General features: G+C 71.4%; 21 protein-coding genes. 11 read left to right on the forward strand and 10 right to left on the reverse strand.

What is annotated here, in order from left to right; genetic code table 11:
- Positions 1–158 precede the first annotated feature (158 nt).
- Positions 159–1,655, reverse strand: a complete 1,497-nt coding sequence (locus KUM03_RS32150; RefSeq protein WP_217254099.1) for an MFS transporter — start codon at positions 1,653–1,655, stop codon at positions 159–161.
- 539 nt (positions 1,656–2,194) lie between these two features.
- Between KUM03_RS32150 and KUM03_RS32155 the strand changes: the two genes are divergently transcribed.
- Both KUM03_RS32155 and draK read left to right on the forward strand, forming a co-directional pair.
- Positions 2,195–2,872, forward strand: coding sequence for a response regulator transcription factor (locus KUM03_RS32155; RefSeq protein WP_043372281.1), 678 nt, complete (start codon positions 2,195–2,197; stop codon positions 2,870–2,872).
- A 31-nt stretch (positions 2,873–2,903) separates the two neighbouring features.
- On the forward strand, positions 2,904–4,178 hold the full coding sequence (gene draK / locus KUM03_RS32160; protein WP_217254100.1) for a two-component system sensor histidine kinase DraK: 1,275 nt from the start codon (positions 2,904–2,906) through the stop codon (positions 4,176–4,178).
- Between the two features lie 41 nt (positions 4,179–4,219).
- Here the strand turns inward: draK and KUM03_RS32165 are convergent, their stop codons facing one another.
- Positions 4,220–4,792, reverse strand: a complete 573-nt coding sequence (locus tag KUM03_RS32165) for a GtrA family protein (protein WP_217254101.1) — start codon at positions 4,790–4,792, stop codon at positions 4,220–4,222.
- A gap of 166 nt (positions 4,793–4,958) precedes the next feature.
- Here KUM03_RS32165 and KUM03_RS32170 point away from each other — a divergent pair, with 166 nt between their 5' ends.
- The 4 genes from KUM03_RS32170 (at position 4,959) to KUM03_RS32185 (ending at position 9,129) form a co-directional block, all read left to right on the forward strand.
- Positions 4,959–6,098, forward strand: coding sequence for a 5-(carboxyamino)imidazole ribonucleotide synthase (locus KUM03_RS32170; protein ID WP_217254102.1), 1,140 nt, complete (start codon positions 4,959–4,961; stop codon positions 6,096–6,098).
- Positions 6,095–6,637 (forward strand): 5-(carboxyamino)imidazole ribonucleotide mutase, encoded by a 543-nt coding sequence (purE, locus tag KUM03_RS32175; protein ID WP_217254103.1) that lies wholly within the window; start codon positions 6,095–6,097, stop codon positions 6,635–6,637. The genes KUM03_RS32170 and purE overlap by 4 nt, the downstream gene beginning before the upstream one ends.
- A gap of 14 nt (positions 6,638–6,651) precedes the next feature.
- Positions 6,652–7,830 carry a dipeptidase gene (locus tag KUM03_RS32180; protein ID WP_217254104.1) on the forward strand — a complete coding sequence of 393 codons (1,179 nt, stop codon included), beginning with the start codon at positions 6,652–6,654 and terminating at the stop codon, positions 7,828–7,830.
- 168 nt (positions 7,831–7,998) lie between these two features.
- Positions 7,999–9,129, forward strand: coding sequence for a dipeptidase (locus KUM03_RS32185; protein WP_217254105.1), 1,131 nt, complete (start codon positions 7,999–8,001; stop codon positions 9,127–9,129).
- Between the two features lie 17 nt (positions 9,130–9,146).
- On the opposite strand, the gene KUM03_RS32190 is transcribed toward KUM03_RS32185, so the two are convergent.
- Positions 9,147–9,536 (reverse strand): VOC family protein, encoded by a 390-nt coding sequence (locus tag KUM03_RS32190; protein ID WP_217254106.1) that lies wholly within the window; start codon positions 9,534–9,536, stop codon positions 9,147–9,149.
- A gap of 32 nt (positions 9,537–9,568) precedes the next feature.
- Positions 9,569–9,940, reverse strand: a complete 372-nt coding sequence (locus KUM03_RS32195; protein ID WP_217254107.1) for a VOC family protein — start codon at positions 9,938–9,940, stop codon at positions 9,569–9,571.
- A gap of 111 nt (positions 9,941–10,051) precedes the next feature.
- On the opposite strand from KUM03_RS32195, the gene KUM03_RS32200 reads away from it, so the two are divergent.
- Together KUM03_RS32200 and KUM03_RS32205 are read left to right on the forward strand one after the other, a co-directional pair.
- Complete coding sequence (locus KUM03_RS32200) at positions 10,052–10,558, forward strand: CGNR zinc finger domain-containing protein (protein ID WP_217254108.1); 507 nt, start codon at positions 10,052–10,054, stop codon at positions 10,556–10,558.
- 297 nt (positions 10,559–10,855) lie between these two features.
- Complete coding sequence (locus tag KUM03_RS32205; RefSeq protein ID WP_217254109.1) at positions 10,856–12,631, forward strand: trypsin-like serine protease; 1,776 nt, start codon at positions 10,856–10,858, stop codon at positions 12,629–12,631.
- 78 nt (positions 12,632–12,709) lie between these two features.
- On the opposite strand, the gene KUM03_RS32210 is transcribed toward KUM03_RS32205, so the two are convergent.
- Entirely contained in the window at positions 12,710–14,053 is a 1,344-nt protein-coding gene (locus tag KUM03_RS32210) for a UDP-glucose/GDP-mannose dehydrogenase family protein (RefSeq protein WP_217254110.1), read from the reverse strand.
- Positions 14,054–14,233: 180 nt separating this feature from the next.
- On the opposite strand from KUM03_RS32210, the gene KUM03_RS32215 reads away from it, so the two are divergent.
- Positions 14,234–15,391 carry an acyl-CoA dehydrogenase gene (locus tag KUM03_RS32215; RefSeq protein WP_217254111.1) on the forward strand — a complete coding sequence of 386 codons (1,158 nt, stop codon included), beginning with the start codon at positions 14,234–14,236 and terminating at the stop codon, positions 15,389–15,391.
- A gap of 14 nt (positions 15,392–15,405) precedes the next feature.
- Here the strand turns inward: KUM03_RS32215 and KUM03_RS32220 are convergent, their stop codons facing one another.
- Positions 15,406–15,972, reverse strand: a complete 567-nt coding sequence (locus KUM03_RS32220; protein WP_217254112.1) for an acyl-CoA thioesterase — start codon at positions 15,970–15,972, stop codon at positions 15,406–15,408.
- Positions 15,973–16,091: 119 nt separating this feature from the next.
- Between KUM03_RS32220 and KUM03_RS32225 the strand changes: the two genes are divergently transcribed.
- Positions 16,092–17,375, forward strand: a complete 1,284-nt coding sequence (locus tag KUM03_RS32225; RefSeq protein ID WP_217254113.1) for an LCP family protein — start codon at positions 16,092–16,094, stop codon at positions 17,373–17,375.
- Positions 17,376–17,423: 48 nt separating this feature from the next.
- Here the strand turns inward: KUM03_RS32225 and KUM03_RS32230 are convergent, their stop codons facing one another.
- On the reverse strand, positions 17,424–18,800 hold the full coding sequence (locus KUM03_RS32230) for an LCP family protein (RefSeq protein WP_217254114.1): 1,377 nt from the start codon (positions 18,798–18,800) through the stop codon (positions 17,424–17,426).
- Positions 18,801–19,065: 265 nt separating this feature from the next.
- On the opposite strand from KUM03_RS32230, the gene KUM03_RS32235 reads away from it, so the two are divergent.
- The gene (locus KUM03_RS32235; protein ID WP_217254115.1) at positions 19,066–20,112 is read left to right on the forward strand and encodes a glycosyltransferase family 2 protein; all 1,047 of its coding nucleotides are present in this window, start codon (positions 19,066–19,068) and stop codon (positions 20,110–20,112) included.
- A gap of 6 nt (positions 20,113–20,118) precedes the next feature.
- On the opposite strand, the gene KUM03_RS32240 is transcribed toward KUM03_RS32235, so the two are convergent.
- The 3 genes from KUM03_RS32240 to KUM03_RS32250 form a co-directional block, all read right to left on the reverse strand.
- Positions 20,119–21,732, reverse strand: a complete 1,614-nt coding sequence (locus tag KUM03_RS32240; protein WP_217254116.1) for an LCP family protein — start codon at positions 21,730–21,732, stop codon at positions 20,119–20,121.
- A 78-nt stretch (positions 21,733–21,810) separates the two neighbouring features.
- Positions 21,811–23,577 (reverse strand): LCP family protein, encoded by a 1,767-nt coding sequence (locus tag KUM03_RS32245; RefSeq protein WP_217254130.1) that lies wholly within the window; start codon positions 23,575–23,577, stop codon positions 21,811–21,813.
- A gap of 206 nt (positions 23,578–23,783) precedes the next feature.
- On the reverse strand, positions 23,784–25,406 hold the full coding sequence (locus KUM03_RS32250) for an LCP family protein (RefSeq protein ID WP_217254117.1): 1,623 nt from the start codon (positions 25,404–25,406) through the stop codon (positions 23,784–23,786).
- Between the last annotated feature and the right edge of the window lie 83 nt (positions 25,407–25,489).

A 25,489-nucleotide genomic window follows, 5' to 3' on the forward strand; every position in this document is an offset into this window, starting at 1 on the left:
GCCCGCGCGCCCCCCCCGGCCTCCCCATAGGCCCGCGTGCCCCCCGGCACACAGGCCCGCGCGCCCACCCCCCACAAAAGCCCGAAGGGCCACCGCACCCACCCGGGACGCGGTGACCCTTCTCGGATCTCAGAGCTGTACAGCCAGGCCGGCAGGCCTCAGCGGACGTCGCCCATGAGTTCCTTGACGCGCTTGCGGTACATCCAGATCGCGACACCGGCGAGGACGGCCAGGGCGGCCTCCGCGGCGACGATGCCCGTCTTGTTGAGGTCGACGCCGGCGATGGAGAGCAGGCCGGTCGTGGCGTCACCGGCGGTGACGGCCAGGAACCAGACGCCCATCATCTGCGAGGCGTACTTCACGGGCGCCATCTTCGTGGTGACCGACAGGCCGACCGGGGAGAGCATCAGCTCACCGCAGGTCTGGACGAAGTAGATCGCCACCAGCCACAGCGCGGCCGCCTTGTGACCGCCGTCCGCGATGGCCAGCGGGGCCAGGAAGAGGAAGAAGGACGCGCCGACCAGCACCAGGCCGAACGAGAACTTCACGATCGTGCTCGGCTCCTTGCCGCGGCGGGCGAGCGCCAGCCACACCGTGGCGAAGACCGGGGCCAGGGCCATGATGATGACCGGGTTGACCGACTGGAACCAGGAGACCGGGAACTCCCAGCCGAAGACGCTGGTGTCGGTCGAGGAGTCGGCGAAGATCGCCAGGGTCGAACCGCCCTGGTCGTAGATCATCCAGAAGACGGCCGCGGCGACGAAGAACCAGATGTACGCCGACATCTTGGACTGCTCGGCGCGGTCCAGCTCCTTGTCGCGCTTGATGCGGGTCAGCACCAGCACCGGGACGATCACACCGAGCAGCGTCAGCGGGACCAGAATCCAGTTCAGCGTGTAGTTGCCGGAGAAGCCGACGATCGCGTAGAAGACGACGGCGAGCGCGGCCCAGAACGCGGCCTTGCGCAGCGTGGAGGTCTTCTCCTCCACCGACAGCGGCTTCGGCACGACGCTGGAGTGCGGGGCCAGGTGGCGGCTGCCGAGCAGGAACTGGAGCACGCCCAGGCCCATGCCGACCGCGGCGAGCGCGAAGCCCAGGTGCCAGTTGACGTTCTCACCGATGGTGCCGATGATCAGCGGCGCCGCGAAGGCACCGAGGTTGATGCCCATGTAGAAGACGGTGAAGCCACCGTCGCGGCGCGGGTCGTCGGGGCCGCTGTAGAGCTGGCCGACCATCGTGGAGATGTTGGCCTTCAGCAGACCCGAGCCGATGGCGACCAGGCCGAGGCCCGCGAAGAACGTCCCGGAGGACGGCAGCGCCAGCGTGAGGTGGCCGAGCATGATCACACCGCCGGCGACGGCGACGGTCTTGCGGGGGCCCCAGACGCGGTCGCCGAACCAGCCGCCCGGCATCGTGAGCAGGTACACCAGGGAGAGGTACACCGAGTAGATCGCGGTCGCGGTGCCGGCGTTCATGCCGAGGCCACCGGGAGCCACCAGGTACAGCGGGAGCAGAGCCCTCATGCCGTAGTAGGAGAAACGCTCCCACATCTCGGTCATGAAGAGAGTGGCCAGTCCGCGGGGGTGGCCGAAGAAGGTCTTCTCGGATCCGGGGGTGCCCGGGGTGACCGAGTCCTTCGTCAGGCTGGACGCCATGGTCGATCCTTGCTGGTCGGGACGCGCTCATGAGGCGATGCGCGCCCGGTGGGGGGCGGCCGGCACCGGCGGCCTTACCCGCCCGTCCCACGCCTGAGGGATTCCGCTCCGGATTGCGAAGCGGTGGGCGGCGGCCACCGGGATCCACGCCTCGCGTACGTCACTGCACGCGGTGAGGCCCGGCCACAGGTCATTCCTTTCAAGGCCGGCCGTGGGGGCCGGCCCGCACACAAAAGAGACCTTCAGCGTCGAACTGTCGCCAAAGGTCCTCTGGGTGCTACAGGCGCTGATTCACCATACGGCAGGACACCGCCCGGTATGGAAGGACTTGAGACGCGGATCACAGGTAAGACTGGAACCGCGAACGATCATTCGAAGGTCCATCACAGGATGGCACCCCGCACCCGCAGGACGCGGGGCGGGGTCGGTCGGGCCGCTCGCCGGCCGGGTGTCCGGCTTGTCCACCGGTGGGGCGGGGGCACGGGAGCCTTGGGACGATCACGGCCCGGGCCCTGCTCCGGGCGGACTACCATCAGTTCATGACCCGTGTACTGCTCGCCGAGGACGACGCGTCCATCTCGGAGCCGCTGGCCCGCGCACTGCGCCGGGAAGGGTACGAGGTCGAGGTGCGTGAGGACGGACCCACCGCACTCGACGCCGGGCTGCGGGGCGGCATCGACCTGGTCGTGCTGGACCTGGGCCTGCCGGACATGGACGGGCTGGAGGTCGCCCGCCGGCTGCGGTCCGAGGGCCATGCCGTGCCGATCCTCATCCTGACCGCGCGCGCCGACGAGGTGGACACCGTCGTCGGTCTCGACGCGGGCGCCGACGACTACGTCACCAAGCCCTTCCGCCTCGCCGAGCTGCTCGCCCGGGTCCGCGCCCTGCTGCGGCGCGGTGCCGTCGAGCCCCCGCAGCCGCCCGCCACGCACGGCGTGCGCATCGACGTCGAGTCGCACCGGGCCTGGATGGGCGAGGAGGAGCTCCAGCTCACGGCCAAGGAGTTCGACCTGCTGCGGGTCCTGGTGCGCGACGCGGGCCGGGTCGTCACCCGCGACCAGCTGATGCGCGAGGTCTGGGACACCACCTGGTGGTCGTCGACCAAGACCCTCGACATGCACATCTCCTGGCTGCGCAAGAAGCTGGGAGACGACGCGGCGAACCCGCGCTACATCGCCACGGTGCGCGGCGTGGGTTTCCGTTTCGAGAAGAACTGAGCCCCCGCAGGGCCTGCCCGGGTAAGAGGACATGCGCCGTCGACTGATCCAGTCCACGCTCGCCGTGGTGCTCGTCGTGATCGCCGTCTTCGGCGTCTCGCTCGTCATCGTCGAGACCCGCACGATCAGCAGCACCGCCCAGGAGCGGGTCGACCTGGAGGCCGTGCGGCTGGCCAGCATCGTGGACAGCCGCCTGCTCGGCACCGGCTCCGTGGACGCCGCGTTCCTGCGCGAGCAGATCCGGGACGCCCGGTACGCCGAGATCCGCATCCCCGGCAAGCCGGTCATCGAGGTCGGCAGCCGGCCGACCGGCGAGGTCATCCGCGGCAAGGCCACCGGCGAGGAGGGGGAGACGGTACTCGTAGAGGAGCCCAGCTCCTCGGTGACCCGCGAGGTCGGCCGCACCCTGCTGATCATCGGGCTGGTGTCGCTGCTCGCGGTGGTCGCGGCGGTGCTGCTGGCGATCCGGCAGGCCAACCGCCTCGCCTCCCCGCTCACCGACCTCGCCGAGACCGCCGAACGCCTCGGCTCCGGCGACCCGCGCCCCCGCCACAAGCGCTACGGCGTCCCCGAGCTGGACCGGGTCGCGGACGTGCTGGACTCCTCCGCCGAGCGCATCGCCCGGATGCTCACCGCCGAACGCAGGCTGGCCGCCGACGCCTCCCACCAGCTGCGCACGCCGCTGACCGCGCTGTCCATGCGGCTGGAGGAGATCACCCTCACCGACGAGCCGGAGACGGTGAAGGAGGAGGCGACGATCGCGCTGTCGCAGGTGGAGCGGTTGACGGACGTCGTGGACCGGCTGCTGACGAACAGCCGCGACCCGCGCAGCGGCTCCGCCGTCACCTTCGAACTGGACGACGTCATCCAGCAGCAGATCGACGAGTGGCGCCCCGCCTACCGCAGCGAGGGACGGGCGATCGTCAGCTCCGGCAAACGGCACCTGACGGCCGTGGGCACCCCGGGCGCGGTCGCCCAGGTGCTGGCCGCGCTGATCGAGAACTCCCTGATGCACGGCGGCGGCACGGTGGCCCTGCGGACCCGGGTGACCGGCAACCAGGCGGTCGTCGAGGTCACCGACGAGGGCGCGGGCGTACCCGGCGACCTGGGGGCGCGGATCTTCGAGCGGGCGATCAGCGGGCGGAACTCGACGGGCATCGGCCTGGCCGTGGCCCGGGACCTGGCGGAGGCGGACGGCGGCCGGCTGGAGCTCCTCCAGGGCCGGCCCCCGGTCTTCGGCCTCTTCCTGTCCCGTACGCCTCCGCCGAAGAAGTCGTCCGGGGACTCGAAAGACACGGTGCGCTAGCCGACCTCAGCGGTCACGTCGCCACAGCTGTCGCGCCGAACTCAGCGGTGGGCCGCCGGGGTGCCGTCCGCAGCGCGGACCGCCGTCGGGTGCTCGTGTTCCAGGAAGGTCTCCGCCCGCGTCACCGGCTCCCGGGCCGGCAGCGTGCGGAAGACCCAGGTGCGGTACGACCAGAAGCGGAACAGCGTGCCGATGCCGATGCCGAGGAACTTGAAGATGTTGCTCTGCAACGGGCTGTCCCAGCCGAAGCCGTACGTCGCCGTGTAGAGCACGCCGTTCTCGATCACCAGCCCGACCGCGCTGAACAGCAGGAACAGCGACATCTCGCGGGTACGGCCGCTCTTGTCGCGGTCCCGGTAGGTGAAGTAGCGGAAGCCCAGGTAGTTGAAGACGATCGCGACGACGGTCGCGATGATGCTGGCCCGCACCACCGCGAGGTCGGTCACGTGCCGCACCAGGTTGAAGACCAGCAGGTTGACCAGCACTCCCGCGCCGCCCACCGCGCCGAACTTCACGACCTCACGGACCAGCCGGTCGATCCGTTCCCGCAGCGTGCCGCGGGGTTCGGGGGCAGCCGGGGGAGCCGTATGAGCACCCGAGGAACCATGTCCCATGGTCGTGCAGGCCCCCGTCCGTCGGTTGGCGTCAATCCGTTCATGCTAACCACCCGGACGCGCGATCTTCCTGCGGACGGACCCGGTGCGAGGGCCGGGGGCCGCGGGAAGGGCCGGGAAACGGCCGGTAAACATGTGGGCCCCGCGCGGCCGATACGCTAGGGGTGTGACGTTCCCCGTAGTCGGCATGGTCGGCGGTGGCCAGCTCGCTCGTATGACACACGAGGCGGGCATCCCGCTCGGCATCAGGTTCAAGCTTCTCAGTGACACTCCCCAGGACTCCGCGGCGCAGGTCGTGAACGAAGTCGTCGTCGGCGACTATCGCGATCTGGACACGTTGCGCGAGTTCGCGCGCGGCTGTGACGTGATCACCTTCGATCACGAGCACGTGCCGACCGAGCACCTCAAGGCCCTGGAGGCGGACGGCATCCCCGTGCGCCCCGGCCCCGAGGCGCTCGTGCACGCCCAGGACAAGGGCGTGATGCGCGCGAAGCTCGTCGCGATCGGCGTGCCCTGTCCGCGGCACCGGATCGTGAGCGATCCGGCCGACGTGGCCGCCTTCGCGGACGAGGGGGAGGGTTTCCCCGTCGTCCTCAAGACGGTCCGCGGCGGGTACGACGGCAAGGGCGTGTGGGTCGTGGACTCCGCGGCGGAGGCCGCCGAGCCCTTCCGCGCCGGGGTGCCCGTGCTGGCGGAGGAGAAGGTGGACTTCGTCCGCGAGCTCGCCGCCAACGTGGTCCGCTCCCCGCACGGACAGGCGGTGGCCTACCCCGTCGTCGAGTCGCAGCAGGTCAAGGGCGTCTGCGACACGGTGATCGCGCCCGCCCCCGACCTCGACGAGGACCTCGCCCTGCGGGCCGAGGAGATGGCGCTCAGCATCGCCAAGGAACTGGACGTCGTCGGCCACCTGGCCGTCGAGCTGTTCCAGACCCGCGACGGCCGCGTCCTCGTCAACGAACTGGCGATGCGCCCGCACAACTCCGGCCACTGGTCCATGGACGGCGCGATCACCTCGCAGTTCGCCAACCACGTCCGTGCCGTCCTCGACCTCCCGCTCGGCGACCCGCGCCCGCGCGCCAAGTGGACGGTGATGGTCAACGTCCTCGGCGGCGACTACCCGGACATGTACTCCGCGTACCTGCACTGCATGGCCCGCGACCCGCAGCTCAAGATCCACATGTACGGCAAGGACGTGAAGCCCGGCCGCAAGGTCGGCCACGTCAACACCTACGGCGACGACCTCGACGACGTGCTGGAGCGCGCCCGTCACGCTGCCGGCTACCTGAGAGGGACGATCACCGAATGAGCCAGGCCAGCCCGGTCAGTCCAGTCGTCGGCATCGTCATGGGGTCGGACAGCGACTGGCCCGTCATGGAGGCCGCCGCCAAGGCCCTCGACGAGTTCGAGATCCCCTACGAGGTCGACGTCGTCTCCGCGCACCGCATGCCGCACGAGATGATCGCGTACGGCGAGCAGGCCGCCGGGCGCGGGCTGAAGGCCATCATCGCCGGGGCCGGGGGCGCCGCCCACCTGCCCGGCATGCTCGCCTCCGTCACCCCGCTGCCGGTCATCGGCGTGCCGGTGCCGCTGAAGTACCTGGACGGCATGGACAGCCTCCTGTCCATCGTGCAGATGCCGGCCGGCGTGCCGGTCGCGACCGTCTCGGTCGGCGGCGCCCGCAACGCCGGTCTGCTGGCCGCCCGCATCCTCGCCGCGCACGACGAGGAGCTGCTGGCGCGGATGCGCGAGTTCCAGCAGGAGCTGAACGACCAGGCCACCGAGAAGGGCAAGCGGCTGCGCAACAAGGTCGCGGGCTCGGCGGCCGGCTTCGGCTTCGCGAAGTGACGGAAGGGACGCGGATGACCTCCCTCGACCAGGCCCGGGAACTGCTGCGCGAGTTCCCCGTCGTCGACGGCCACAACGACCTGCCGTGGGCGCTGCGCGAGCAGGTCCGCTACGACCTCGACGCCCGCGACATCGCCGCCGACCAGTCCGCCCACCTGCACACCGACCTGGCCCGGCTGCGGGCCGGCGGGGTCGGCGCGCAGTACTGGTCGGTGTACGTCCGCTCGGACCTGCCCGGCGCGGTGACGGCGACGCTGGAGCAGATCGACTGCGTACGGCGGCTGATCGACCGGCACCCGGGCGAGCTGCGGGCCACGCTGACCGCCGCCGACATGGAGGCCGCGCGCGCCGAGGGCCGTATCGCCTCCCTCATGGGCGCCGAGGGCGGCCACTCCATCGACAACTCGCTGGCCACCCTGCGCGCCCTGTACGCGCTCGGCGTGCGCTACATGACGCTCACCCACAACGACAACGTGGCGTGGGCGGACTCGGCGACCGACGCGCCCGGCGTCGGCGGCCTGTCGGCCTTCGGCCGCGAGGTCGTGCGGGAGATGAACCGCGAGGGCATGCTCGTCGACCTCTCGCACGTGGCGGCGACGACGATGCGCGACGCGCTGGACACCTCCACCGCGCCGGTGATCTTCTCCCACTCCTCCTCCCGGGCCGTCTGCGACCACCCGCGCAACATCCCGGACGACGTGCTGGAGCGGCTGCCCGCCAACGGTGGCATGGCGATGGTGACGTTCGTGCCGAAGTTCGTGCTCCAGGCCGCCGTGGACTGGACGGCCGAGGCCGACGACAACATGCGGGCGCACGGCTTCCACCACCTGGACAGCAGCCCCGAGGCGATGAAGGTCCACGCCGCGTTCGAGGAGCGCGTCCCGCGCCCCGTCGCCACCGTGTCCACGGTCGCCGACCACCTCGACCACATGCGCGAGGTCGCCGGCGTCGACCACCTCGGCATCGGCGGCGACTACGACGGCACGCCCTTCACCCCGGACGGCCTCGACGACGTCTCGGGCTACCCGAACCTCGTCGCCGAACTCCTCGACCGCGGCTGGTCCCGGGCCGACCTGGCCAAGCTGACCTGGAAGAACGCGGTCCGGGTGCTGGGCGACGCGGAGGACGTGGCCCGCGGGCTCCAGGCGACGCGGGGGCCGTCCAACGCCACCATCGAGCAGCTGGACGGCTGAGCCGTCGAGCAGTGGGCGGCCGGGCCGCTCCACTTCCCGGCCGGGTGGGGCGGCCGTACCCCCCGGCCGGGTGGGGCGGCCGTACCCCCGAACGCCCCACCCACCAGGAAGCCCTTACCGCTCCGTGCGACGGTGGCCGTAACGCACGACGACCGTACGGAGCCCGCCATGGCAGACCTCCAGGACGACCTGCACACCAGCACCGAGGCCGCCGGGCTCGACGACCTGCCCGTGTCGTCCGCCGCCGAGGTCTTCCCCCCGGAGCCCTACGCGCCCGTGTCCGATCCCGGCGACGAGCCGCTGACCCGGGCCCACGCCGTGCTCGCCGCCCACCCCGTCGCCGACGGCTACAGCGGCCTGCCCTGGGCGCTCAAGCACTTGCCCTGGTACGACCTGGAACTCGGCGAGACCGCCGTCGACACCGACGTGCCGCGGCTGCGCGAGGGGCATGTGGGCGCGTTGTTCTGGTCGCTGCACTTGCCCGACGCCATCGACGGGGACCGGGCCGTCGGCGCGACCCTGGAGCAGCTGGACCTGATCAAGACGGTCGTGCGCGCCCACCCGGAGGGCCTGCGCCTCGCCCACGACGCCGGGCAGGCCATCGACGCCCGCAACTGCGGCCGGGTCGCCGTGCTGCCGGGCCCCGCGGGCGCCGCCGCCATCGGCGACTGCCTCGGCATCCTGCGCTCCCTGCACGCCCTCGGCGTGCGCGTGCTCACCCTCACCGGCGCGAGCTGGGCGAGCGAGGCGGGGCTGACCCGGTTCGGCGAGGAGGTCGTCCGCGAGATGAACCGGCTCGGGGTGATCGCCGACCTCTCCGGCGCCTCGCCCGAGACCGTCCGCCGCACCTTCGCCGTCTCCAAGGCGCCCGCGCTGTGCACCCGCTCCGCCGCCCGTGCCCTGCGCCCCCACCCCGCCAACCTCCCCGACGACCTGCTGGTGGAGCTGGGCGCGGCCGGGGGCCTGTGCATGGTGCCGCTGACCGCCGAGCAGACCGGCCCGACCGTCCGGGACGTCGCCGACCACCTCGACCACGTCCGCTCGGTGGCCGGCCCGCAGAGCGTCGGCCTGTCCGGCACCTACGACGCGGGCACCGCGCACCCGCTGGAGCTGGGCGACGCCTCCTGCTACCCGCGGCTCATCGCCGAGCTGCTGCGCCGTGGCTGGGACGAGGCGGACGTGGCCATGCTGACCTGGGGCAACGTCCAGCGCGTGCTGCGCGGTGCGGCCTTCACCGCCCGCGCGGCCCAGCTGCGCCGGGAGCCGTCGACGGCGACGATCGCCGACCTCGACGGCTGACCCGACGGACGGCTGACTCAGTGCTCGATCCGGCACAGGCAGAACGGATGCCCCGCAGGATCGGCGTACACCATGAAGTCCTTCTTCTCCCGGTCCTCCAGGTCGAGGGGCCGGGCGCCGAGCGCGAGCACCTTCTCGTGCGCCGCGTCCATCTCCTCCCAGGTCGCCCCGCCGTCGAAGTCCAGGTGGAGCTGCTGGGCGTTGCGGTCGGAGCGCGGCCACTCCGGAGGGGTGAGCTGCGCCACCCGCTGGAAGGAGAGCCGCGGCCCGCCCGGCACCTGGAGCACCACCCAGTCGGGGTCCTCGTCGTCGGGCGTGCCGCCCCCGACCTGTGCGTAGAAACGGGCCAGCTCGGCCGGCTCGGTGCAGTCGACGACGACGGAACGGAAATGTGCCGCGGGTGCCATGGGGCCTCCAGAAGTGGACGACAGGGGTGTGTTCAGCAGGCGCAGAGGCAGAACGGGTGCCCGGCCGGGTCCGCGTAAACCCGGAAGGAGCGGGAGCGGTCCTCCGCGTCCAGCGGCCTCGCGCCCAGCTCCAGCACGGCCTTCTCCGCCGCGTCCAGGTCCTTCACGTCGAGGTCGAGGTGGAACTGCTGCGCCCCGTCGGGGCCGGGCCACTTCGGCGGTACGTACCCGGGGGCGCCCTGGAAGGCCAGCGTCCGTCCGCCGGGCAGGTTCAGGTCGACCCACTCGTCCTGGCCGTCGCTCTTGTCCTCGACGGTGCCGCCGAGGACGTCGGCGTAGAAGCGGGCCAGGGCGTGGGGGTCGGGACAGTCCAGGACGACGACGCCCAGTTCGGCGACAGCCATGACTTCCTCCTTGAAGTCCGCGGTCCGCGTCGACCGCGCGAGTTACCTGTAAAGGCCGGGTAGCCGGTAACGGTTACCTCATGCTCCCGTATTGGCAGTAACGTCGCAAGCATGAATGACAGATCGCCCGCACCGGGGGGCTTGGATCTGGTCGAGAAACTGGTGAACACGATCGACCTCGAGACCGGCGCCGACTCGCTGAACACACCGGAGGGCCGGGCGCGTCTGGGCCTCACCGACGCCGACGTGCCCGGCGCACGGGAGCTGCGCGAGTCCCTGCGCGCGGCCCTGCTCGCCCACGCCGGTCACCCGCCGCACCGCGTGGTGACCCCGCTCGGCGAACTGCTGGCCGCCGCCCCGCTGGTCGTGACCGTCGACCCGGCCGACGGCACCGCCGCCCTCGCCGCGGCCCGGGACGGCTCCCTGGCCGCCCGCGTCGCCGCCGCCGTCGCCGAGGCACTGGTCGCGGGCACGTGGACCCGACTCAAGGCGTGCGAGGCCGTCGACTGTCACTGGGCGTACTACGACCGCAGCCCCGCCGGACGCGGCCGCTGGTGCTCGATGCAGGTGTGCGGGGCCCGCGCAAAGATGCGCCGGTACCGGGCCAAGGGGGCCTGACCCGGCCGGAGTTCGCCGGTCGGCGGGCCAAGGGGCGCGCACGCATGCGACGTGTGCGTCACGTGGGTGAGTTGTGAACGCGGTGGTACCGTACGTGTTCGCCGCGCCGGGCGGGGGCGACGCGAGGGGGGTCTGTGCCGCTGTGGGAATTCCGGGGCAACGCTCGTCGACCCGTCTGTGCTCCGTGGCCACCGCCGCGCCGGCGCGGGCGTCACGCGGGGCGGTCGAGCACCGTGTCCGTCACCGGTTGACTCCGCCTCCCCTCACGTTGCCTTCCGAAAGGATCGAGTACGCCTCGTGTCCAGACTCCGCTCCCACGCCGCGGTCAGTGCGGCCCTGTTGGCCTCCGCGGTGGCCGCCGGCTGTCTCACCGCCGGCAGCGCGCAGGCCGCCACCGGTCCCGCCGTCACCGACGGCGGCTTCGAGTTCGCCGCCCGCCTGCAGATAGGCGACGACCAGCGGGGCTGCTCCGCGGTGCTGGTAGCCCCGCAGTGGCTGGCCACCGCCGCGAGCTGCTTCGCCGACGACCTCGGCGCCGGCCAGGTCGCGGCGGGCGCGCCGAAGTGGAAGACGACGGCCGTCCTCGGCCCCGCCCCGGGCACCAACAAGCCCGTCGACGTCGTCGAACTCGTGCCGCGCACCGACCGGGACATGGTGCTGGCCCGGCTCGCCTCGCCCGCCACCGGCATCACCCCCGTCCCCTTCGCCACCACCGCGCCCGTCGCGGGCGAGGAGCTGACGGTCGTCGGGTACGGCCGGACCAAGGACGAGTGGGCGCCCCTCGCCCGTCACACGGCCGCCTTCACCGTCCAGTCGGTCGCCGGCACCACCATCGCGCTCGACGGCAAGACCGACGACGACGCCATCTGCGCCGGTGACGCCGGCGGCCCCCTGGTGCGGCACAAGGACGGCAAGTTCGAACTGGTCGCGCTCGCCAGCCAGTCCTGGCAGGGCGGCTGCTTCGGCTCCGACCCGGCCGAGACCCGCAACGAGGCCGTCTCCCCGCGCCTGGACAACATCAACGGCGGCAACACCCTCGCCCCCGGCGCGGTGATGCGGGCCGGTGACAGCCTCGTCTCCAACGCCGCCCGCCTGACCCTGCGGGCCGACGGCGATCTCGTCGTCGTCTCCAACGCGGGCCAGACCCTGTGGTCGACCGGCACCGCGGGCCACCCCGGCGCCACCGCCCGCTTCACCGACACCGGCAACCTCACCGTCGTCGACGCCGACGGCAGCACCGTGCTGTGGGAGTCGAAGACCACCGCCGCCGGCGGCAAGGCCGTCCTCCAGGACCGCGGCAACCTCGTCGTCCACGACGCCCAGGGCGCCTCCCAGTGGGCAGCCGGCACCGTCGTCCGCCACGACTACAACGGCGACGGCCGCAGCGACCTCGCCGCCTGGTACGACTACACGGACGGCCGCGACGCCATCCACACCTTCCTCGGCGGCGCCGACGGCGCCATCACCAAGCCCTTCAAGTCCTACGACGTGGCCGACGGCGTCTGGGACACCCGAGCGATGAGGTACGTCACCGGCGACTTCGACGGCGACGGCCGCGACGACCTGAGCGTCTTCTACGGGCAGGGCGACAACACCGTGAAGACCTACGTCTTCCCGGCCGCGCCGGACGGCGGCTTCACCGCCCCCGCCGTGTGGTGGCAGACCCCGCACCTCGACTGGAACGCGACCACCCCGCAGGCGGGCGACTTCAACGGCGACGGCCGCGACGACGCACTGATCTGGTACGCCTACCCGGACGGCAGCGACAAGGCGTGGACCATGCTCTCCGGAGAGGCCGACGGCACGGACCGCTTCGGGTCGGCGAAGGTCACCCTCGCCAGCCCTCCCGGCAACCTGGACGTGAACCGCATGCGTTTCGTCACCGGTGACTACGACGGTGACGGCCGCGACGACCTCGCCACGCTGAACCACCAGGCCGACGGCACGGTCAAGATGTGGACCTGGACGGCCCGTCCGGACGCCATGTTCAACGGAGGCCGCGCCGGCTGGAGCGCTCCCGCCAGCAGCTGGGCCTTCGGCTCCGCGGAGTTCTTCACCACCTACCGCAGCTAGGGGCAGAATACGGACGACGCCGGTTCGGCCGACTGAGCCTCGGCCGAACCGGCGTCACCCTTCACGTCGGCGTGGTGGTCAGGCCGTCGGACGGCCCATCGCCCGGTACGTCCACCCGGCCTTCCGCCAGGCCACCGGGTCCAGGGCGTTGCGCCCGTCCAGGAGCACCCGGGCCGCCACGGCCTCGCCCAGCGCCTCCGGGTCCAGCTCACGGAACTCCCGCCACTCGGTGAGGTGCAGGACGACGTCGGCGCCCCGCACCGCCTCCAGCGCGGAGTCGGCGTACCCGAGCGTCGGGAACAGCCGCCGGGCGTTGTCCATGCCCTTCGGGTCGTACACCGTCACCTGCGCGCCCTGGAGGTGGACCTGCCCGGCCACGTTCAGCGCGGGGGAGTCCCGCACGTCGTCCGAGTCGGGCTTGAAGGTGGCGCCGAGCACCGCGACCCGCTTGCCGAGGAACGGGCCGCCGCCCAGCGCCTGCCGGGTCAGCTCCACCATCTGGCCGCGCTGGCGCATGTTGATCGAGTCGATCTCGCGCAGGAAGGTCAGCGCCTGGTCGGCGCCCAGCTCACCGGCGCGCGCCATGAACGCCCGGATGTCCTTGGGCAGACAGCCGCCGCCGAAGCCGATCCCGGCCCGCAGGAACTTCTTCCCGATCCGGTCGTCGTACCCGATCGCCTCCGCCAGCTTGGCGACGTCGCCGTCGGCCGCCTCGCACACCTCCGCCATCGCGTTGATGAAGGAGATCTTGGTGGCGAGGAAGGAGTTGGCGGAGGTCTTCACCAGCTCGGCCGTCGGGAAGTCGGTGACGACGAAGGGCGAACCCTCCGCGACCGGCGTCGCGTACACCTCGCGCAGCAGCCGCTCCGCCCGCTCGCTGCGCACGCCGACCACGATCCGGTCCGGGTGCAGCGTGTCCTTCACGGCGAAGCCCTCGCGCAGGAACTCCGGGTTCCAGGCCAGCTCGGCCTCGTCACCGGCCGGCGCGTGCGCGGCGAGGTAGGCGGCCAGCCGGTCGGCGGAGCCCACGGGCACGGTCGACTTGCCGACGACGAGCGCGGGGCCGGTCAGATGCGGCGCCAGCGAGGCCAGCGCGGATTCGACGTACGACATGTCACAGGCGTACTCGCCGTGCTTCTGCGGCGTGTTCACACACAGGAAGTGCACGTCGCCGAAGGCCGCGACCTCGGCGAAGTCGGTGGTGAAGCGCAGCCGGCCGCTGGACCCCTCGATCCCGGCGACGTGCTTGGCCAGCAGCTCCTCCAGCCCCGGTTCGTACATCGGGACCGCGCCCCGCTGGAGCATCTCGATCTTCTCCGGCACCACGTCCAGGCCCAGCACCTCGAAACCGAGCTCGGCCAGGGCCGCCGCATGGGTCGCGCCGAGATAACCGGTGCCGATCACGGTGATCCTGAGGGCCATGGGTGCTCCAGACGTACGGCGTGGGGTGCGCGCCCGAGCATATCCGGGGCGCGGGGAAAGCCTCGCGGTCGGCTGTCGTCAAGCTCACCTATCCACGAACCGGGGCAGGGCTCTAAAATTTGGGTTACTTAACAGTAGTTAGCGTGCCCAGCATCACAGCGTTTTGGAGCGTGAGAGACCTTGGCCGGATCGGCTGACTTCGACCTGTACCGCCCGTCCGAGGAGCACGACATGCTCCGCGACGCCGTCCGCTCCCTGGCCGAGGCGAAGATCGCGCCGTACGCCGCCGCGGTGGACGAGGAGGCCCGCTTCCCGCAGGAGGCGCTGGACGCGCTGACCGCGAACGACCTCCACGCGGTCCACGTCCCCGAGGAGTACGGCGGCGCGGGCGCCGACGCGCTCGCCACGGTGATCGTCATCGAGGAGGTCGCCCGCGTCTGCGCGTCGTCCTCCCTCATCCCGGCCGTGAACAAGCTCGGCTCCCTCCCGGTGATCCTCTCCGGCTCGGAGGCGCTGAAGAAGAAGTACATGACCCCGCTCGCCAAGGGCGACGGCATGTTCTCCTACTGCCTCTCGGAGCCCGACGCGGGCTCCGACGCGGCCGGCATGAAGACCAAGGCCGTCCGCGACGGCGACTTCTGGGTCCTCAACGGCGTCAAGCGCTGGATCACCAACGCGGGCGAGTCCGAGTACTACACGGTGATGGCCGTCACCGACCCCACCAAGCGCTCCAAGGGCATCTCCGCCTTCGTCGTCGAGAAGTCCGACGAGGGCGTCTCCTTCGGCGCCCCGGAGAAGAAGCTCGGCATCAAGGGCTCTCCGACCCGCGAGGTCTACCTCGACAACGTCCGCATCCCCGCCGACCGCATGATCGGCGCGGAGGGCACCGGCTTCGCGACGGCCATGAAGACGCTGGACCACACCCGCATCACCATCGCCGCCCAGGCCCTCGGCATCGCCCAGGGCGCCCTCGACTACGCCAAGGGCTACGTCCAGGAGCGCAAGCAGTTCGGCAAGCCGATCGCCGACTTCCAGGGCATCCAGTTCATGCTCGCCGACATGGCCATGAAGATCGAGGCCGCCCGCCAGCTGACGTACGCCGCCGCGGCCAAGTCCCAGCGCGGCGACAGCGACCTCACCTTCCAGGGCGCCGCCGCCAAGTGCTTCGCCTCCGACGTGGCCATGGAGGTCACCACGGACGCCGTCCAGCTCCTCGGCGGCTACGGCTACACCCGTGACTACCCGGTGGAGCGCATGATGCGCGACGCCAAGATCACTCAGATCTACGAGGGCACCAACCAGGTCCAGCGGATCGTGATGGCGCGCAACCTGCCGTAACGGGCGCGCGGGGCTCAGTCCTCGTACCCCTCCGCCACCCGCCGCTCCCGCAGCTCCATGATCGCGCGGCGGCGGGCCAGGCGGTGGGTGCGGCGGATCTGGGCCTCCTGGTAGCGGCGCTTGTCCTTCTCGGTCTCCGGGAGGACCGGCGGGACCGTGCGGGGCTTGCCGTCGGCGTCCACGGCGGCGAAGACCAGGTAGGCCGAGCCGACCTGGGTGGCGGGCGTGGACTCGTTCCAGCGTTCGGCCATGACCCGTACGCCGACCTCCATGGAGCTGCGGCCGGTCCAGTTGACCTGGGCCTTCACATGGACGAGGTCGCCGACGCGGACCGGTTCGAGGAACGCCATCTCGTCCATGGACGCGGTGACGGCGGGTCCGCCGGAGTGCCGTCCGGCCACGGCGCCCGCCGCGTCGTCCACCAGCTTCATGATCACCCCGCCGTGCACGGTGCCCAGGAGGTTGGTGTCGCTGTGGGTCATGATGTGGCTCAGGGTGGTGCGGGACGCCGAGGTCGGCTTGCCCGGGATCTCCGGAGTCGCCGACTGCGCGGCCGAGGCCTGTTCTGCCTGGTCTGTCATGGCCTCCACCTTATGCCGGGACGACAGGCGCGTAATTTGTGTCAGCTTCGCAACAGCGCCGCCCCTATTTTCCGACGACCCTTGTATGGCCCTCAGGGCGGACCTGCACACTGGTGCGCATGAATGATTGGCCCGAGGGATGGTCCGGTGACAACCGTGGCGGCGGGTACGGACGCGGCAGCGCGAGCGCGCGGCCCGAGAGCGCCCGTGTGATGCGTCAGGTCCGTCGCGGCGCGCCGCCGCCGCCCGGCCCGGGCCCGTCGGCCCCGCCGTACGGCGCCGGGGTGCCGCAGCAGCCGTCGTACGTCGACGGCCAGGGCCACGAGGGCTATGACAGCGGCTACAACACGGGTCAGGTCTACGGCAGCCCCGGTGGCCGGGGTCCCGCGGGTCCCGGTCCGCGCCAGGGCCAGGGGCGGCCGGCGCCCGACTGGCGGCGGCGGATCAAGTGGACGGCGATCACCGTGGTGACCGCGCTGGTCGTGACCACCGTCGGCACCTACTTCTGGGCCGACTCCAAGCTCAACCGCGAGGTCGACCTCTCCAAGGTCATCGAGCGGCCCGAGGCCGGTGAGGGCACCAACTACCTGATCGTCGGCTCCGACAGCCGCGAGGGCATGACCGACGAGCAGAAGAAGGACCTGCACACCGGCTCCGCCGAGGGCAAGCGCACCGACTCGATGATGATCCTGCACACCGGGGACAACGGGTCGACGCTGATCTCCCTGCCCCGTGACTCGGACGTGGAGATCCCGAGCTTCGTCGGCTCGGAGTCCGGCAAGACGTACAAGGGCACCGGCCGGCACGTGAAGCTGAACGCCGCGTACGCGGAGGACGGCCCCGAGCTGCTGGTGCGCACCATCGAGTACAACACCGGGCTGCGCCTGGACCACTACGTCGAGATCGGCTTCGCCGGCTTCGCGAACATCGTGGACTCGGTCGGCGGCGTCGAGATGGACATCCCGCAGGACATCAAGGACCCGAAGTCCGGCGCCGACTTCCAGAAGGGCAAGCAGACCCTGAACGGCGAGGAGGCCCTGGCCTTCGTCCGCACCCGGTACGCGCTGGCCGGCTCCGACCTGGACCGCACCAAGAACCAGCAGAAGTTCCTGTCGGCGCTGGCCAATCAGGTGGCCACCCCGTCGACCGTCCTCAACCCCTTCAAGCTGTACCCGACGATGGGCGCCGGCCTGGACTCCCTGATCGTCGACAAGGAGATGGGCCTGTTCGACCTGGCGAGCATGTTCTGGGCGATGAAGAGCGTCAGCGGCGGCGACGGCACGTCGATGAACATGCCGGTCTCGGGCAGCGTCGGCGGAAACCTCAAGTGGGACGACGCCAAGGTGAAGAAGCTGGTCGAGCAGCTGAAGAACGACGAGAAGGTCACCGTGACGGGCAACTGAGCGGCAACCGAGTCCGCCACCCGCCACCGGACACTGCTGTCACTGCTGTCACTGCTTGTCGCAGACCACCTCGTCGCCCCGCACCACCGTGCCCGGCTCCCGCGGCGGGTCCGCCGGCTTCACCTTCACGACCTCCTTGAAGTCGGCGCCCGCGATCACCTTCAGCGTCGGTCCCTGGCCCTTGACCGGCCGCAGTTCGCTGCCGGGCAGCGCGGCGGCCAGTGACTTCGCCGAGCGGTCCCAGCGGGGGTCGAAGGCGACGACGGTCCGCTCGACCGCGCGGTCGGTGGCGTTCCTGGGCGCCTTGGTGGTGCGGAAGCCGGTCGCGGCCAGCGCGTCGTCCACCCGCTTGCCGAGCCCCGGAGTGCGGGTGCCGTTCTCCACCTGGACCCGGATCTGCTTCGGGTCCACCGGGACGCGCACCGGCGCCGGGCCCTTCGGCTTCGGCTTCGGCTCGGCCAGCGGCTCGTCCTCGCGCAGGGCGTCGAAGATCCGCTCGGACTCGGCGGGGTCCCACTTCAGGGTCGAGCCGACGCCCTTGACGACGTAGCCCATCTGCCCGATCGGCACGGTGGTGAACTCGGAGGAGGAGGGTGAGAAGTTCCGCATCGCCCGCCCCAGTGCCAGCATCTCGTCGGTGCCGAAGCCCTTGTCGGCCCGCACCGAGCCCAGCACCGCCTGGGTGACGTCCCGGAACTTCAGCGGGTTCAGCAGCAGCCCCGAGGACGTCGCCCGGTCGATCAGGGCGGCAAGGAAACGCTGCTGGCGCTTCATCCGGCTCAGGTCGGAGGCACCGTCGAGGTGCCGGGCGCGGACGTACTGCAGCGCCTGCCCGCCCATCAGCGTGTGCGTGCCGGCCGGCAGGTCGAGTCCGCTGTGGCTGTCCTTGAGCGGCTCGGCGGTGCAGATCCGCACGCCGCCGAGGACGTCCACGGTCTTCATGAAGCTGGTGAAGTCGACCTCCAGGTAGTGGTCGATCTTCACCCGGGTCATCTTCTCGACCGTGCGGATGGTCAGCTGCGGGCCGCCCTCGGCGTAGGCCGCGTTCAGCTTCACCGGGTGCCCCTTGTGGTGCTCGCCGGTGGTGCGGTCGGTGTGGTCGGGCGTCTCGGCGTAGGAGTCGCGCGGCAGGCTGACCACGCTGGCACGCTCCCGGTCCTCCGAGATGTGCACGATCATGATCGTGTCGGTGCAGTGGCAGGGGGCGCCGCCCAGCCGGTACTTCTTGCGCTGCTCCTCGCTGATCCGGTCGCGGCCGTCGGTGCCGACCAGCAGGACGTTCATGCCGTCGCCGGCCCGCGGCCGGTTCTTCATGTCCTTGAAGGCGTCGACCCGTGTGATGTCCGAGTCCAGGCCGGCGAGCACCGCGTGCCCGATCCCGGCCGAGGCGAGCACCACCACCGACAGCGCGGTCACCGCCCGCATGGCCCAGCGCGGCCGCTTCCGCCGTACGGGGGGCCGGGGCGGGCGCCTGGAGGCTCCGCGCTGCGGCGGAGGGACGCCCCGGGACGTGGCGGCCGGAACCCGGGGGGAGCGGGGCGGCGTGGGCAAGGTGACACCTCCGCGGGGGACGGGCTGTGCGGCCGGACGTGCGATCCGTGAGCACCGTAGGCCCATACGATCTGCGGCCCGGGGCTGCGACCCCCGCGGCGCGCACCCGTGTCCCCCGTTCGCGGTAACGTGAGCACCGATGAACGCCAAGTCCGACGTGCGGCCGCCCGCCGTTTCCGTGATCATGCCCGTCCTCAACGAGGAACGGCACCTGCGCGGCTCCGTCCGCGCCATCCTCGCCCAGGAGTACGCCGGCGAGATGGAGGTCGTGATCGCCCTCGGTCCCTCGACGGACCGCACGGACGAGATCGCCGCCGAACTCGTCGCCGAGGACCCCCGCGTCCACACCGTGCCCAACCCCACCGGCCGCACTCCCGCCGCGCTGAACGCCGCGATCGAGGCGTCCCGGCATCCGGTCGTCGTGCGCGTCGACGGCCACGGCATGCTGTCGCCGAACTACATCGCCACGGCCGTACGGCTCCTGGAGGAGACCGGCGCGCAGAACGTGGGCGGCATCATGCACGCCGAGGGCGAGAACGCCTGGGAGGACGCCGTCGCCGCCGCGATGACGTCGAAGATCGGCGTGGGCAACGCCGCCTTCCACACGGGCGGCGAGGCCGGCCCCGCCGAGACCGTCTTCCTGGGCGTCTTCCGGCGCGAGGCGCTGGAGCGGCAGGGCGGGTACAACGTGGAGTTCATCCGCGCCCAGGACTGGGAGCTGAACTTCCGCATCCGCGAGGCCGGCGGTCTGATCTGGTTCTCGCCCGAGCTGCGGGTCTCCTACCGGCCCCGCCCGTCCGTGCGGGCGCTGGCCAAGCAGTACAAGGACTACGGCCGCTGGCGGCACGTCGTCGCCCGCTACCACGCCGGTTCCATCAACCTGCGCTACCTCGCCCCGCCGACCGCCGTGTGCGCGATCGCCGCCGGTGTCGTGGTGGGCGCGGCGCTGACGCCGTGGGGCTTCGTCGTCCCCGGCGGCTACCTGGCCGCGATCGTCGCCGGGTCGCTCCCGGCCGGCAAGGGGCTCGGGCTGAAGGCGCGGGCGCAGATCCCGGTGGCGCTGGCGACCATGCACATGTCCTGGGGCTGGGGCTTTCTGACCAGCCCCAAGTCGCTGGCCAGGAAGGTCATCGCCTCGCGGCGCCCGGCGGTCCAGCCGGACACGGACGCCGCCGGGACGCGGTGACGTCCGTCAGGACCAGGTGAACGCCGGGTTCACGTGCATGCAGGCGCTGTCGTCCGCGCCGTTGAGTGCCTCGGCCGACTCCGGGGTCTTGTTGTCGGACTCGGGCGCCTCGTACGCCGTACCCTCGCGCCAGTCGGCGCCCACGACGAGGGTGACGCCCGAGACGTCGGTCGAGCGCCGCACCGAACTCGCGGGGATGCCGAGGGACTTGGCGACTCGCCGAGCGTCGCCCTCGAGGTCGGCGCTCGGGTAGCGGACGGTGGTGCGGTCCTCGCTGGGCAGCACCGAAGGGTCGGCGACGGCCTGGTCGAAGCCCTGCTCCACCAGCAGCGCGGCGACCGTGTTCGCGCGTCCGCGGGCCGCCGCGAGGGTGTCGGTGCGGGTGCCGTTGCGGACTTGGACCGCGATCTCGTCGTCGGGTGCGGCCGGGTCGGCCGGTTCCTTCGGCGCCTGTGAGGGCTTCTTGTCCTTCGTGTCCTTGCCGTCCAGCGCGATGTCCTCGCGCACCAGCCGGAACAGCTTCTCGGCGTCCTCGGTGGGCTCCACGCGGGCGCCCACGTAGCGGTTGGGCATCGTGGTCATGGTGATGCGCTCCGGCTCCACCTTGCGCAGCTCGTTGCTGAGGTCGTACAGCTTCTTGACGGTGTCCAGGCCCGGGTCGACGGTGAGTGCCCGGGTGGCCTCCTCGGCGAGCCTGCGCAGCTTGTTCGGGCTGCTCAGGGTGGCGTTCTCGCGCAGCGTGCGGACCAGCGAGTTCAGGTACATGTGCTGGGCCTTGGCCCGGGCGAGGTCGCTGCCGTCCTCGAAGCCGTAGCGGGTGCGCAGCCACTGCAGGGCCTGCTCGCCCTTGACCGGGTGGGTGCCCTTCTCCAGCTTCAGGCCGGAGCCGTGGCCCTTGCTGTCGCGCGAGTGGATGTTGGCGTCCACGCAGACCGGGACGCCGCCGACGGCGTCCGCCATCGACACCACGCCCGCGAAGTCGACCATGATGAAGTGGTCGATGTGGATGCCGGTGAGCTCCTGCCAGGTGGCGACCGTGCAGCCGGGCCCGCCGTGGCCGAGGCTCTGGTTGGTCATCGTCCGGCCCTCGCTCGCCGGATAGACCTTCCCGTCGTCCGGGTCGGTGCACTTGGGGATCTGCACGAGGGTGTCGCGGGGCATGCTGACGACCGACATGTTGCTGCGGTCGGCGGACAGGTGCACCAGCATCTGCACGTCCGCCAGCGGCGTCGAGCCGAACGTCTCGCGGGCGCCGCCCAGTTGCTGGTTCTCCTCGCTGTCCCGGGCGTCGGAGCCGATGACGAGGATGTTCAGCGGGGTCTGCCCGGCCGCGTTCGGCGTCGGCGCGGCGACCTTGTTGTCGCCCAGGTTCAGCGGGTCCTTCTTGATGTTGCTGTTGAGGTGCTCGTAGTAGAGGTAACCGGCGCCCGCCGTGCCCACTATGAGCACGGCGAGTGTCAACGCCGTCCAGCGCAGCACCCGTCGGCCCCGGCCCTTGCGGCGTCTGCCGGCCGCGTCGCCGCCCCCGTCACCGGCCTCGTCGACGGCCGCCCCGGACCGCTCGGCGGCGTCCGGTGCGCCCTGCCGCGTTTCCTCCCCCTGCACACTGCTTCGCGTCACTTCCGCGTCCCCTCCCCGCCCCCGCGCCCCCGCGCGGGCCCGTCGCCGCCCTGTCAGACGTACGGCGGGCCCGTCAGGTCAACTGGCGCACAGCTTCTGGTCGGCCGTGGTCTTGTCGACGTCCGGCGTCTTCACGGACGTGGCGTCGAGCTTGATACCGGCGCCCTTGAAGTCCTTGCCGAGGGTGAGGGTCATGGTGGGCAGGCCCTGGGCGTTGGTGACGCTCTCGCCGGGTTTCATGGCGGCGCCGGACAGGCCGAGGATCTCGGCGAGGGCGCGGGCCTGGGCGGCCTGGTCGGGGGCGTACTCCAGGGTGGTCTTGGCGATCTCGGCGTCGGCGTTGCCCGCGTTCTCGGACTTGGTGACGCCGGCCGTGGTCTGGAGGTAGTTCAGTTCCTGCTGGGCGCTGCCCGCCGGGGCGCCGCCGTTGAGGATGCGGACGCGGACCTCGGAGGGGTCGGACTTCGCGCCCTCCAGGCGGGCGGCGACGGCGGCGGCCTCCTTCTTCTTCTCCGCCTTCTCCTTCTTCTCGACCTCGGTGAAGGAGATGTCGTTCCTGATCGTGTTGAAGACCTGCTCGGCCGTGCCCGGCTTGAGGACGACCGTCACCGGCTTCGGCTCGTCCGGGTTGTCGATCACCGGCACCGTCATGAACGTGATGTTCTTCGTCGGCACCTTCTTCAGCTCCAGGGCGATGTCCTTGAGCGTGCCGACGTTGCCGATGGGCTTGTCCACGGTCAGCGCCTTGGTGGCGGCTTCGGCGAGCTTCAGCAGCTTGGTGGGGCTGGTGAGGGTGTCGCTGGAGGCCATCTTCCGCATCAGCGAGCCCAGGAACTGCTGCTGCACCTTGATGCGGTCCAGGTCGCCCTCGTTGCCGAAGGCGTGCCGGGTGCGGACGAAGGCGAGAGCCTGCTCGCCCTCGACCTTGGACTCGCCGGCGGGCAACTGGAGGTGGGACTTCGGGTCGTTGACGGCGTGCTCCACGCAGACGTCGACGCCGTCCACGGCCGTGGTGAGCGTCTTGACCGCGTTGAAGTCGGCCATCATGAAGTGGTCGGGCTTGATGCCCGTCGCTTCCTTCACCGTGCGCATGGTGCAGCCCGCGTTCCGGCCGCCCTCGCCGAGGCTCCGGTTGAAACGGACGTCCTGGTCCCCGGGGATGATCTCCTTCGAGCCGTCCTCCTGCGTGACCTCGCAGTCGGGGATGTCGACGATCAGGTCGCGGGGGATGCTGAGCGCGGTGGCGTTGGAGCGGTCCTCGGCGACGTGCAGCAGGATCGTGGTGTCGGCGTGGCCGACGCTGCCCTTGTCGCCGTAGCCCTCGTTGCCCTCGCCGGTGCGCTTGTCGGTGCCGATGATGAGGATGTTGAAGGCTTCGTCCTTCTTGAAGCTGCTGCTTCCGGCGCTGCCCACATCCGTCGTCGTGACGTTGCCCTCGAGGTGCTTGAGGTAGAGGTAGCCGCCGACACCGGCCGCGAGGACGACGAACGCGGTGCCGCCGCCGCCCCACAGCAGCGCCTTCCTGCCCTTCGACTTCTTCTTCGCCGGACGGCGTCCGCGCCGCCCCGGGGCCGGCTCCTCGGGAGCCGAGCGGCGTCGCCGCTGGGGCGGGACCTCCCGGCCGGGCGTGGCCGTACGGCCTGCCGTGCCGGTGGTGCCGGTGGTGCCGCCGTCGTCGGGGGAGGGGGTGCCGCTGTCGCGGGGGGCCGGCCTGCGAGGGCCCGGCACGGGTGACTGCGGTGCGGAAGGGGGCAGTCGCAGTTCGTATTCACCGGTGCGCGGATTCAGTACCCACTGGTCTGCGGGGTCGACGTCGTCTGCCCGCCCACGTCCTTGCGCGTCCACGGTCTCCCAATCCTCCGTAGGGGCCACGCGGCACCTTCTGCCGGAAGGCGCACGATAAAGGGTCAAGTTGTGCACGACGCCAGGGCGGACCTCGCGGCGGGGGCACCGGAGCGCTCACACTATCCGTCCAGTTCGGCGTGGAACTACTCCGGTGGCGCGCCCGCCGTCCCTACAAGCGGGCAAATCCCTCCTATTTTCCTGAGTTCCTACCATCGGTAGGGTGCGTACACGTCCATGCACTTACCGGTGTCCGAGCCGTTGAGGGCGTCGCTGTTGTCCGGCAGGTCTCCGGCCTCGGGCTTCTCCTGTCGCGGGTACGACGTGCCGGAGCGCCAGTCAGCTCCCACCACGAGCGTGATCCCCGACACGTCCGCGGACTGGCGCACGGAACTCGCCGGGATTCCCAGTGCCTCGGCCACGCGCCGCGCGTCCCCCGCCGTCTCCGGGCCCGGGTGGCGGACCACGGTCTTCTCCTCGGCGAGGGCGGCCGAGGTGTCCGTGGCCGCCTTGCCGAACCCCTTCCGCGCCAGCACCTCGGCGACCGCGCTCGCCCGGCCGCCGACCGGGCCGAGGGTGGCGGAGCGGGTGGCGTTCTGTACGAGGACGCCGATCTCGGCGTCGGGGGCGGCCGGGTCCTTCTCGGCGGCGGAGTCTTCGCCGGCGCCCGTGTTGCCGCCCTCGCCGCCCTCGCCGCCCTTGTCGTCGAAGGACACGTCCTCGCGGAGCATCGTCCACATCTTCTCGGCGTCAGCGGCCGGGAGCAGGTGGTTCTTGTCCTGAGGGTCCGCGACGGTGGGCATCGTCGTCATGGTGATGCGGTCCGTGGGGACGGTCTTGAGCTGCATGCCCAGGTCGTAGAGCTCCTTGACCGTGCCGATCTCCTGCGAGACCGTCAGGGACTTCGTGGCGGCCTCGGCCAGGTCCATCAGCCGGCCGGTGTCGGTGAAGATGTTCTGGTCCTTCAGGGTGCGGATCATCGAGTTCATGTACATGTGCTGCGCACGGGCACGCAGCAGGTCGCTGCCCCAGGCGTGCCGGGTGCGCAGCCACTGGAGCGCTTCCTCGCCCTTGACCTTGTGCGAGCCCTTCGTCATCTTCAGCCCGGAACCGCCGGGCACGGCGGGCAGCGGACGGTCCCACACGTTCTGGTTGACGCAGACCTCGACCCCGCCGACGGCGTCCGCCATCGCCACCACGCCCGCGAAGTCGATCGTCATCCAGTGGTCGATGTAGACGCCGGTGAGGTTCTCCCAGGTGGCCAGGGTGCAGCCGGCGCCGCCGCGGCCGAGGGACTCGTTGATGATGGCGTTGGTCGCCGGGTACTTCTCGCCGGTCTTCGGGTCGGTGCACGCGGGGATGTCGACCCTGGTGTCCCGGGGGATGCTCACCACGGCGGCGCTCTTGCGGTCCGCGGACAGGTGGATGAGCATCTGCACGTCGCCCAGGGGCGGGTTGTCGCGGTGGTTCCTGCCGCCGCCCAGGGCCACGTTGGCGTCGGAGGCGCGGCTGTCGGAGCCGATCAGCAGGATGTTCAGGGGCGTCTGCCCGGCCGCGTTCGGCTCGGGCTTGTCCGCCTTGGAGTCGCCGCTGCTGCGCTCGCCCTTCTGGATGTTGCCGTTCAGGTGCTCGTAGTAGAGGTATCCGGCGCCCGCTGTGCCGAGTATCAGCACCGAGAGGACCGTCGCGGACCATCGCAGCGCGCGGTGCCGGCGCCCGGTGCGACGCCGCCCGGCCCGCCTGCCCGGGCCGGGGCCGCCGTCCCCGGAGTCCCCGCCGCCCCGGGCGGCACCCGGTCGTGTTCGGTCCCCGTGCACACTGCTCTGCGTCATGTCCCTCTTCCCACCCTCGTCCCCGCGGACGTGCCCCGGGCCCCTCCCCGTTCGCACAGTTGGACGTACGAGGTGCCCTGTTG

Origin of the sequence: Streptomyces sp. AC602_WCS936 (genome assembly GCF_019049125.1) — a bacterium.
Classification (GTDB): Bacteria; Actinomycetota; Actinomycetes; order Streptomycetales; family Streptomycetaceae; genus Streptomyces.

Coding starts and splice junctions, on each gene's coding strand:
- KUM03_RS32220 (WP_217254112.1), bottom strand. CDS start 15,972: ATGACAGACCAGGCAGAACAGGCCTCGGCCGCGCAGTCGGCGACTCCG.
- KUM03_RS32180 (WP_217254104.1), top strand. CDS start 6,652: ATGACCTCCCTCGACCAGGCCCGGGAACTGCTGCGCGAGTTCCCCGTC.
- KUM03_RS32200 (WP_217254108.1), top strand. CDS start 10,052: ATGAATGACAGATCGCCCGCACCGGGGGGCTTGGATCTGGTCGAGAAA.
- draK (WP_217254100.1), top strand. CDS start 2,904: ATGCGCCGTCGACTGATCCAGTCCACGCTCGCCGTGGTGCTCGTCGTG.
- KUM03_RS32190 (WP_217254106.1), bottom strand. CDS start 9,536: ATGGCACCCGCGGCACATTTCCGTTCCGTCGTCGTCGACTGCACCGAG.
- KUM03_RS32210 (WP_217254110.1), bottom strand. CDS start 14,053: ATGGCCCTCAGGATCACCGTGATCGGCACCGGTTATCTCGGCGCGACC.
- KUM03_RS32195 (WP_217254107.1), bottom strand. CDS start 9,940: ATGGCTGTCGCCGAACTGGGCGTCGTCGTCCTGGACTGTCCCGACCCC.
- KUM03_RS32155 (WP_043372281.1), top strand. CDS start 2,195: ATGACCCGTGTACTGCTCGCCGAGGACGACGCGTCCATCTCGGAGCCG.
- KUM03_RS32235 (WP_217254115.1), top strand. CDS start 19,066: ATGAACGCCAAGTCCGACGTGCGGCCGCCCGCCGTTTCCGTGATCATG.
- KUM03_RS32150 (WP_217254099.1), bottom strand. CDS start 1,655: ATGGCGTCCAGCCTGACGAAGGACTCGGTCACCCCGGGCACCCCCGGA.
- KUM03_RS32250 (WP_217254117.1), bottom strand. CDS start 25,406: ATGACGCAGAGCAGTGTGCACGGGGACCGAACACGACCGGGTGCCGCC.
- KUM03_RS32225 (WP_217254113.1), top strand. CDS start 16,092: ATGAATGATTGGCCCGAGGGATGGTCCGGTGACAACCGTGGCGGCGGG.
- KUM03_RS32165 (WP_217254101.1), bottom strand. CDS start 4,792: ATGGGACATGGTTCCTCGGGTGCTCATACGGCTCCCCCGGCTGCCCCC.
- KUM03_RS32185 (WP_217254105.1), top strand. CDS start 7,999: ATGGCAGACCTCCAGGACGACCTGCACACCAGCACCGAGGCCGCCGGG.
- KUM03_RS32230 (WP_217254114.1), bottom strand. CDS start 18,800: ATGCGGGCGGTGACCGCGCTGTCGGTGGTGGTGCTCGCCTCGGCCGGG.
- purE (WP_217254103.1), top strand. CDS start 6,095: ATGAGCCAGGCCAGCCCGGTCAGTCCAGTCGTCGGCATCGTCATGGGG.